Source organism: Streptomyces sp. Ncost-T10-10d (assembly GCF_900091955.1).
Lineage (GTDB): Bacteria > Actinomycetota > Actinomycetes > Streptomycetales > Streptomycetaceae > Streptomyces.
Genome location: NZ_FMDF01000179.1, coordinates 69867 through 78414 on the forward strand (window position 1 = coordinate 69867; position 8548 = coordinate 78414).

Annotated in this window: 6 protein-coding genes, 1 tRNA gene and 1 pseudogene; 4 read left to right on the top strand and 4 right to left on the bottom strand. The window is 69.2% G+C overall.

What is annotated here, in order from left to right:
- Nucleotides 1-231 precede the first annotated feature (231 nt).
- On the top strand, nucleotides 232-1536 hold the full coding sequence (locus GA0115254_RS32395; protein WP_093898834.1) for an SAM-dependent methyltransferase: 1305 nt from the start codon (nucleotides 232-234) through the stop codon (nucleotides 1534-1536).
- 88 nt (nucleotides 1537-1624) lie between these two features.
- Here the strand turns inward: GA0115254_RS32395 and GA0115254_RS32400 are convergent, their stop codons facing one another.
- Together GA0115254_RS32400 and GA0115254_RS32405 are read right to left on the bottom strand one after the other, a co-directional pair.
- The gene (locus tag GA0115254_RS32400) at nucleotides 1625-4153 is read right to left on the bottom strand and encodes an ABC transporter permease (protein ID WP_093898835.1); all 2529 of its coding nucleotides are present in this window, start codon (nucleotides 4151-4153) and stop codon (nucleotides 1625-1627) included.
- A gap of 58 nt (nucleotides 4154-4211) precedes the next feature.
- Nucleotides 4212-4982 carry an ABC transporter ATP-binding protein gene (locus GA0115254_RS32405; RefSeq protein WP_093898836.1) on the bottom strand — a complete coding sequence of 257 codons (771 nt, stop codon included), beginning with the start codon at nucleotides 4980-4982 and terminating at the stop codon, nucleotides 4212-4214.
- Nucleotides 4983-5450: 468 nt separating this feature from the next.
- Between GA0115254_RS32405 and GA0115254_RS32410 the strand changes: the two genes are divergently transcribed.
- A tRNA-Leu gene (locus tag GA0115254_RS32410) sits at nucleotides 5451-5536 on the top strand.
- A gap of 226 nt (nucleotides 5537-5762) precedes the next feature.
- Nucleotides 5763-6650, top strand: coding sequence for a Bax inhibitor-1/YccA family protein (locus GA0115254_RS32415; RefSeq protein WP_093898837.1), 888 nt, complete (start codon nucleotides 5763-5765; stop codon nucleotides 6648-6650).
- 77 nt (nucleotides 6651-6727) lie between these two features.
- On the opposite strand, the pseudogene GA0115254_RS46770 reads toward GA0115254_RS32415, so the two are convergent.
- Nucleotides 6728-6952: pseudogene (locus GA0115254_RS46770) on the bottom strand (DUF4287 domain-containing protein); the annotation flags it as partial.
- 99 nt (nucleotides 6953-7051) lie between these two features.
- Between GA0115254_RS46770 and GA0115254_RS32425 the strand changes: the two are divergent.
- Nucleotides 7052-7369 (top strand): hypothetical protein, encoded by a 318-nt coding sequence (locus GA0115254_RS32425; protein ID WP_093898839.1) that lies wholly within the window; start codon nucleotides 7052-7054, stop codon nucleotides 7367-7369.
- Between the two features lie 71 nt (nucleotides 7370-7440).
- Here GA0115254_RS32425 and GA0115254_RS32430 read toward each other — a convergent pair whose 3' ends face one another.
- Nucleotides 7441-8301 carry a hypothetical protein gene (locus tag GA0115254_RS32430; RefSeq protein ID WP_176740383.1) on the bottom strand — a complete coding sequence of 287 codons (861 nt, stop codon included), beginning with the start codon at nucleotides 8299-8301 and terminating at the stop codon, nucleotides 7441-7443.
- Nucleotides 8302-8548 lie beyond the last annotated feature (247 nt).

The window sequence follows — 8548 nt, forward strand, 5'->3', positions numbered from 1 at the left end:
TGTCCGGCCGCGTGGCGGGGCGTGGTGCGGGGGCCCGATGGCGGTGCACCAATGGATACATGTGCCGTACAGGTATTTTGCCGTTCCGTTGCGCTGTAGCGGGATGGTGCGCGCTTCGCGGACTGTTGACGGTGTAGTACCTCGTCGTGGCGCCGCGAGTGCTCGGCGTGGTTGCAGGCATGTTTGGACATGTTTGTGCACATTGGGAACACCATCACGGAGGTGTGCGCCATGGCAGACGCCGCATTGCGGCTGACCGCTCTCGCCGAGGAGTTGCTGGGAGAAAGGCTGCCGGTCCGTATCCGGGCCTGGGACGGCAGCGAATCAGGGCCGCCCGGTGCCCCCGTCCTCGTCATCCACAGCCGCCGCGCGCTGCGCCGGCTGCTGTGGAAGCCGGGTGAACTGGGCCTGGCCCGCGCCTGGGTGGCGGGCGAACTCGACATCGAAGGAGATCTGTACGAGACCCTGGATCTGATGGCCTCGCTGATCTGGGACCGGGGCGTGGAGGCCAAGGACAGCGTCCACCCGGTCCGTGACCCAAAGGTGCGGGCCTTCGCCAAAGGGCTGTTGCAGCTCGCCGGCCCCTGGCTCCCGCCGCCCCCGCCGCCCGAGGAGGTACGCCGCCGCACCGGCACCCTCCACACCAAGCGCCGCGACAAGGAGGCCATCAGCCACCACTACGACGTGGGCAATGACTTCTACGAACTGGTCCTCGGCCCGTCCATGGTCTACTCCTGCGCCTACTGGGAGGACGACGGGAATCTTGAGGACGCCCAGCGCGACAAGCTCGACCTGGTCTGCCGCAAGCTCGCTCTGAAGGAGGGCGACCGCCTCCTCGACGTCGGCTGCGGCTGGGGCTCCATGGCCATCCACGCGGCCCGTGAGTACGGTGCCCGGGTCACCGGAGTGACTCTCTCCGTCGAACAGGCCGCCTACGCCAGGAAGCGCATCGCGGAAGAGGGCCTGACCGACCGGATCGAGATCCGGGTCCAGGACTACCGGGACGTCAGGGACGGCCCGTACGACGCCATCTCGTCCATCGGCATGGCGGAACACGTCGGCTCGGTCCGCTTCCGCGAGTACGCCGACGACCTCTACGCACTCCTCAAGCCCGGCGGCCGGCTGCTCAACCACCAGATCGCCCGCCGCCCCGAGAAGGACGAGTCCGCGTACCACGTGGACGAGTTCATCGACGCCTATGTCTTCCCCGACGGCGAACTGGCCCCGGTGGGACGGACCGTGACCACCCTTGAGGAAGCCGGCTTCGAGGCACGTGACGTCGAGTCGATCCGCGAACACTACGCACTGACCCTGCGCAGCTGGGTCACCAACCTGGAGAAGAACTGGGACCGCGCGGTCCGGATGACCTCGCCGGGACGGGCCAGGGTCTGGCGCCTCTACATGGCCGCCTCCGCCCTCTCTTTCGAACACAACAAGATCGGCGTCAACCAGATCCTCGTGGTGCGCCCGGCGGAGGGCGGGTCCTCCCGCATGCCGCTGCGGGCCCGCGACTGGACGGCGTCCGCGACCGGCTGACACCGGGACGGCCCGAGGGCCGGTACCCGCAGCTCCGTGCTGCGGGTACCGGCCCTCGGGCGCGTCCGGTGAAATGCCGTCCGGTTCGCTACTCGGTCTTGATCGCCGTCAGCATGTTCAGCTTCGCGGCGCTGCGGGCCGGCCAGAGCGCGGCCAGCACACCCACGACCCCTGCCAGCACCAGGAAGACCGCGATCCGGTCCCACGGGATGACCAGCGCGTACTCCGGGATGTCCGACGACAGGGTCTGCCCGATCGCCCAGCCGAGGAACATGCCGAGCGCGACACCGACCACCGCGCCGAAGAGCGAGATGACCACGGCCTCCAGCCGGATCATGCGCTTCACCCTGCGCCGGTCCAGGCCGATCGCCCGCAGCATGCCGATCTCCTGCTGGCGCTCGAAGACCGACATCGCCAGGGTGTTGACGACCCCGAGCACCGCGATGATCAGCGCCATCGCCAGCAGCCCGTACATGATGTTCATCGCGAGGTTGACCGAGCCGCCGAACATGTCACGGATGTCCTGACGGTCCATGATGCTCATCCCCGGGTTGTCACCCAGAGCCTTCACCAGGGCCTGCTCGTTGGCCTCGCTCGCGCCGCCGTCCATCTTCAGCCAGATCTCGCGGATGTCCGACATGCCGCCGTGCGTATCGGCGACGTTCTTCGGGACCAGGACCGGGGAAAGCATCTCGTTCCCCTTGAAGACCGCCCCGACCTTGAGCTCGCCCTTCTTGTCGTCGTCGAACTTCACCCGAAGGGTGTCGCCGGTCTTCCAGCCGTTGGACTTGGCCGTCTTCTCGTCGACGGCGATCTCGCCCCTGTCCAGCGCGTCGAGCGAGCCGGAGACGGTCGGCAGCGCGAAGAGCTGCTGGACCTCGCCGGGGATGACGGCGGACGCGGCGTGGTACTCGCCCTTGACCTCCAGCGCGGTGGCCTGCTGCGGCGAGATCGCCGAGACCCCGTCGGCCTTCTGCAGGGCGGTGAGCGCCGACTCGTCGAGCGGACCGCCGCTCGCCATCGTCACCATGTAGTCGGCCTTGATGTTGTCCGTGGTCATCCGGTCGACCGCCTGGCCGAGGGTGACGCCGAGGACCGAGATGCCGGTGACCAGGGTGAGGCCGATCGCCAGCGCGGAGGCGGTGGCACCGGTACGGCGCGGGTTGCGGACCGCGTTCTGCGCGGCCAGCTTGCCGGAGACCCCGAACAGCCGCTTCAGCAGCGGGCGGACCAGTGCGATCACCGGCCGCGACAGCAGCGGGATCAGCACGATGACACCGATCAGCGTGAGGAAGGCACCCACGGCGATGACGGTCCGGCCGGTCGATCCGGACTTGGCCGCGCCCGCCACGATCGCCGCCCCGCCCAGCAGGGTGAGCACCGCGCCGATCGAGTTGCGCAGCACCAGGGACTTGACGGTGGCCGTCGCATGCACGCTGCTCATCGCCGCGACCGGCGGGATCTTGGCGGCCCGTCGGGCGGGCAGCCAGGCGGCCAGCACGGTGATCAGGACACCGACGGCGAACGCGGCGATGACCGCGGTGGGCGAGATGATCAGCGGTCCGGCCGGGATCTTCCCGCCGAACAGGCCCATCGCGGAGCGCAGTCCGACGGCGAGACCGAGCCCGATGGCGAAGCCGACGACCGAGGCGATCACGCCGACGACGGCCGCTTCGAGGAGCACCGAGCGCTTGACCTGGCGGCGGGAGGCGCCGACGGCGCGCATCAGTGCCAGCTCCTTGGTGCGCTGGGCCACCAGCATGGTGAAGGTGTTGGCGATCAGGAAGACACCGACGAACAGGGCGATGCCGGCGAAGGCGAGCAGCATCCCGTTGAGACCGCTCAGACCGGACTCGATCTGCTTGGCCTGATCGTCCGCGAGCGCCTGACCGGTCTTGGCCTCGGCGTCCTTGGGCAGCAGCGGCTTCGCTCCGGCCAGCAGCTTCTCGGCGGAGACACCGGGCGCGGCGGACACGTTGACGTCCCTGAACACGCCGGGCCTGAGGTAGAGCTTCTGGGCGACCTCGGCGTCGAAGAGGACCAGGCTGCCGCCCGCGTTGACCGCGCCGTCCTCGGTGGTGAAGACACCGGAGAGGGTGTACTCCTTCACCGGCCCGTTCGTGGCGACCCGGACCCGGTCACCGACGTGGTACTCGCCCCGCTTCGCGGTCTCCTTGTCGAGCGCGATCCGGTCGGCCGCGACCGGGCCCGTACCGTCGACGAAGGTGTACGCGGAGTCCTTGCCGTTCTTGCCGGGGGAGTAGTTCCCGCCGGTGTTCGACCAGCCGTTGCCGATCAGCTTGCCGTCGGGGTCGGCGACCCCGGCGAAGCCGGAGACCCGGCCGGTGGCGGTGTCGACGCCGTCCAGGCCCTGGATCTTCTTCAGGGTGGCGGCGGTGATGCCGGGCGTCTTCTCGTCGCGCTGGTCGGCGTAGGTGGTGACGGCCACGGCGACGCCGTCGTAGCTCTTGGCCGACTGGTTACGGAGGGCGTTGCCGAGGGTGTCGGTGAAGACCAGCGTGCCGGAGACGAAGGCCACGCCGAGCATCACGGCGAGGACGGTCATCAGCAGCCTGGCCTTGTGCGCGAGCACATTGCGCAGGGCGGTACGGAACATGTCTGTCAGTCCTGGGATGGGGAGGGGTTCCGGTGAGAGGCGAGGGGAAGGGCGGACGTCAGCTGGTGCGGCCCTTGGCGTCGAACGCCTTCATCCGGTCGAGGACCGTGTCCGCGGTGGGGTGCATCATCTGGTCGACGATCCGGCCGTCCGCGAGGAAGATGACCCGGTCCGCGTAGGAGGCGGCCGCCGGGTCGTGGGTCACCATCACCACGGTCTGCCCGAGTTCGCGCACCGAGTTGCGCAGGAAGCCGAGGACCTCGGCGCCGGAGCGGGAGTCCAGGTTCCCGGTCGGCTCGTCACCGAAGATGATCTCCGGCTGCGAGGCCAGGGCACGGGCCACCGCGACGCGCTGCTGCTGGCCGCCGGAGAGCTCGGTCGGCCGGTGGCTCAGCCGGTCGGAGAGGCCCACCATGTCGATGACCTTGCGCACCCACTCGGCGTCGGGCTTGCGGCCCGCGATGTCCATGGGGAGCGTGATGTTCTCGTACGCCGTCAGCGTGGGGAGCAGGTTGAACGCCTGGAAGATGAAGCCGATCTTGTCCCGGCGCAGCTGGGTGAGCTGCTTGTCCTTGAGGGAGCCCAGCTCCGTCTCGCCGATCCGTACCGAACCGCTGCTGAAGCTGTCGAGGCCGGCCACGCAGTGCATCAGCGTGGACTTGCCGGAGCCGGACGGGCCCATGATCGCGGTGAACTCGCCCCGCGGGAAGTCCACGGAGACCCGGTCCAGAGCCGTGACCCTGGTCTCGCCCTCTCCGTAGACCTTCGACAGATCCGTGGCGCGGGCAGCCACCGTGGTGACGCGGTGTGCGGTGGAAGTGGTGGTCACGGGAATCTCCTGATTCGGGGCTCCGGCCGACGTCTTCGTCCGGGGTTGCCTGCGGTTGCCTTTGGAACCCCTCCATCGTCACAGCCGTATCGCCGCAGGTCGTCAGACCCCGTGCCCGTTCCAGGGGCCGCCTTGAGTCGCACCCGAGGGACCTCTGCGTCCTCCTGCGGTATGACACCGACCCTGAGGACATCGGCACGGCCCCCTGTCGCCCGGCCAGGGTGGCGTGCCCATGGCGATCACTGGCGCGCGCCTGGCGAATGGGCCGTCCGGGTGCGGCGACTTTACGTCAATCCGGATTACCGGTCGCCGCGCCCGCTACCCCGCCCAGGCATGTGACGATGCCCTCTTGCGCGTGCTGACGACCCCTCAAACGGTCAATAAAATAAGACAACATCGCGCCACTGATCCGCTGATCGGAGGAAGCCCCCGGATAGGGTCATGTGCCAACGCGGAGCCGCGCGCCAGGCCCGGATGGTGGAATGCAGACACGGCGAGCTTAAACCTCGCTGCCCCTCGGGGGCGTACCGGTTCGAGTCCGGTTCCGGGCACCACTTCGCGCATGAGGCTGAGCGGGCGTGACGGCGTGACGGTCGCGTGCCGGATGCGGTCCTCGAGGTTTCGTACAGTCAGGCGTTTTCCGGGTCGCCCGGACCATCCTGTCGGGGTTCGCGTCGGCCGCCGGCTTCCACAAAGATCCTCCCCAAGCACTAGCCTGATTCTTTTGCCTACCCATTACTCTGATGGGAAGGCCACGCAGGGTGGCCATGGAGGAGTGAGATGAGGAGCAGCAACCCGGTCTTCTCGCGACGGGGCTTCAGCCGCGACAACGGATACGCGGGCTTCAACGCGGCGCCGCAGGCCGGGGCCCCCGCAGCGGGTGCCAACCCGTACGCGCAGGGCACCGCCGCCAACCCGTACACCACCAACCCCTACGCCCAGCAGGACACCCAGTACGGCGTCCCGCAGGCACCGGCGCGTTCCGGTGCGATGACGATCGACGATGTCGTCACGCGAACGGCGCTCACGCTCGGCACCGTGGTGCTCGGCGCCGCGCTTGCCTGGGCCCTGCTGCCGGTCGACGAGGCCAACCTCGGCAAGTCCTACGGCATCGCGATCGGCGCCGCCCTGGTGGCGTTCGTCCTGTCGCTCGTCCAGTCGTTCAAGCGCAAGCCGGTCCCGGCGCTGATCGTCTCCTACGCGGCCTTCGAGGGTGTCTTCCTCGGAGTGATCTCCAGCGCGGTCTCCACGTACATCGGTCCCGGCGTGGTGATGCAGGCCGTGCTGGGCACCATGTGTGTCTTCGCCGGTGTGCTGCTCGCGTACAAGATGCGCTGGATCCGCGTCACCCGCCGCTTCTACGGCTTCGTGATGGCCGCCGCCATGGGCTTCATGCTCCTGATGGTGGTCAACCTGCTGTTCGCCGTCTTCGGCGGCGGTGACGGCCTGGGCTTCCGCAGCGGCGGCCTCGGCATCCTCTTCGGCGTCATCGGGATCATCCTCGGTGCGTGCTTCCTGGCCCTGGACTTCAAGCAGGTCGAGGACGGCATCGCGTTCGGCGCCCCGCGCGAGGAGTCCTGGCTGGCGGCCTTCGGCCTCACCATGACCCTGGTGTGGATCTACCTGGAGATGCTGCGTCTGCTCTCCATCCTCAGCGGCGACGACTGACACACCGCCCCGCAACGGGAACGGAACGGCCCGCAGGCACTGCCTGCGGGCCGTTCCCCTTTTCTCACGTGTGGCTGGAGCGGCTTGCGCGCGGCCCTTCTGAGGTCGTACTCGCGAATGAGGGCCTTCGCGTGTCCGTGGGCGAGGTCGTGTTCGCTCCGCAGCCGGCTGACCTTCTCCTCGAAGCGGAGAGCGGGGCCTTCCTCGACGGTGCGGAGCCGGTCGGAGACTTCACGACCGGCGCGGCGGGGGATTCGGGAGAGCAGATTGCGAGGGGTCTCTTCGGAGAAGACCTGGGACATCGGCGCCTCCGACGCATTGTGCGCGGCTGGTCCTTTCCGACACCGTGCTGAGCATCGGCCCGTTGGCAACCACCCCGGGAGGGCGCGTAGGGTCGCGGAGTGCTCGATACGACCCCGCTGATCACCGCCGTGGACCGATTCGCCGACCGGCTGCGCGCCGCACCGCAGAGCCGTCTGCAGCGCGGCGCGGCTGCCGAAGGGCTGGCCACGGCCAGGGCATTGGCTCTGCGGGCCCAGCGCGTCGAGGCGCCGGACCGGGAACCGCGGATCATTCCGGACGCCGGGATCTTCGCGATCGGCGACCAGCTCGCCGTAGCGGGGCGCGACTTGGCGGTGGCACTGGAAACGGCCCCGTCGGCTGAGCTGGACGAGGCCGTGCAATTCGTGGCGGAGGCCGCTGCGCGGGCGTTCGCGTAGCGGCGGGCGGGCGGGGCGGTGGCCCGGGGGCAGGGGCCGGCGAGAGCCGCTCTGCCCGGATGTGCCGGGGGCTAGAACGAGGCGATGACGCGGTCGGCGAGGATGTAGATGTTCTCCTCGCCGCAGGAGAAGGTCAGGGCGTACGCGCCGGAGACGCCGGAGCCGCCCAGCAGCACCGGGTGCTCGCCCGCGAGCAGCGACTCGGCGAGGCGCTCGGCCGTCTCGCGGTGGCCGGGGGTCATACAGAGCGTGGTGCCGTCGGCGAAGACATAGACGTCGAGGGTGCCGAGCGGGCCGGGGCGCACATCGGCGAGTTCCGTACGGCTGTCGGCGAGCTCTTCGAGGCGGTTCACGGTGCGCTCGTGGTCGGTGACGACCGGGGTCTGCACCGGAACGAAGTCGGGGTGCGAGGGGTGACGGCGACGGGCCGCGGCCAGCTCGGGGGAGTCCTCGGCGAACTCCGCCGTCTCGGGCAGCTCGGTCATGTCCGTCAGCTCGGCCAGCTCCGTCAGCTCTTCGAGCGCCTCGGTGGCGTCGAGGTCCATCGCCTCAAGGCCCGCGAAGTCGGCCTGGCGCGGCATGAAGAACGGCGCGTCCTCGCCGATCCCGGTCAGTCCGCTCAGCAGGGACGGGGCGTCGGCGGCATCGCGCGCTTCCTGGGTGGCCCAGAAGGCGCGGGCCTCGGCGAGCTCGCGCTCCCGTTCCTCGGCGAGCGCTTCGGCCACGGCCGCGCGTATCTCGGCGGCCGTGGACACGTCGTTGCGGCTCTGCGAGGGTACGGCGGCGCCGTGGACGCGGGCCACGGTCAGCTCCGTACGAAGGGCCGTGATCTGCTTGCGCAGCCCGTGAGCAGCGTGCAGAGCGGCAGCGCCGACGGCCGTGGCAGCGGCGGTGGTCAGCAACAGGGCAAGAGACATGGCGCTCACTGACATACTCCCGGTTTCAATCGATCCCCCGACTTCCTACCTCAGCTTGTCCTCTACCTGCGCCCGGTGTCAGTGCATTACGTCACGAATTGGACAGGTCTTTGGGTCTGGGGTTTAACCCTGTTGCGGGTGTGACCTGCGGGAATGGCTCTCCCCCAGGAGATAGGTCACATCCTGGGGGAGATTCGGTCACGGTCGGGGCTCGGAACCGGCCATGTCCTCGGCCTGGAGCCGGCCGATGGCTAAGCCGGGG

Bases quoted from the DNA above. Each gene is read 5' to 3' on its own strand.
- GA0115254_RS32395 (WP_093898834.1), top strand. From the start codon at position 232: ATGGCAGACGCCGCATTGCGGCTGACCGCTCTCGCCGAGGAGTTGCTG.
- GA0115254_RS32415 (WP_093898837.1), top strand. From the start codon at position 5,763: ATGAGGAGCAGCAACCCGGTCTTCTCGCGACGGGGCTTCAGCCGCGAC.
- GA0115254_RS32430 (WP_176740383.1), bottom strand. From the start codon at position 8,301: ATGTCAGTGAGCGCCATGTCTCTTGCCCTGTTGCTGACCACCGCCGCT.
- GA0115254_RS32400 (WP_093898835.1), bottom strand. From the start codon at position 4,153: ATGTTCCGTACCGCCCTGCGCAATGTGCTCGCGCACAAGGCCAGGCTG.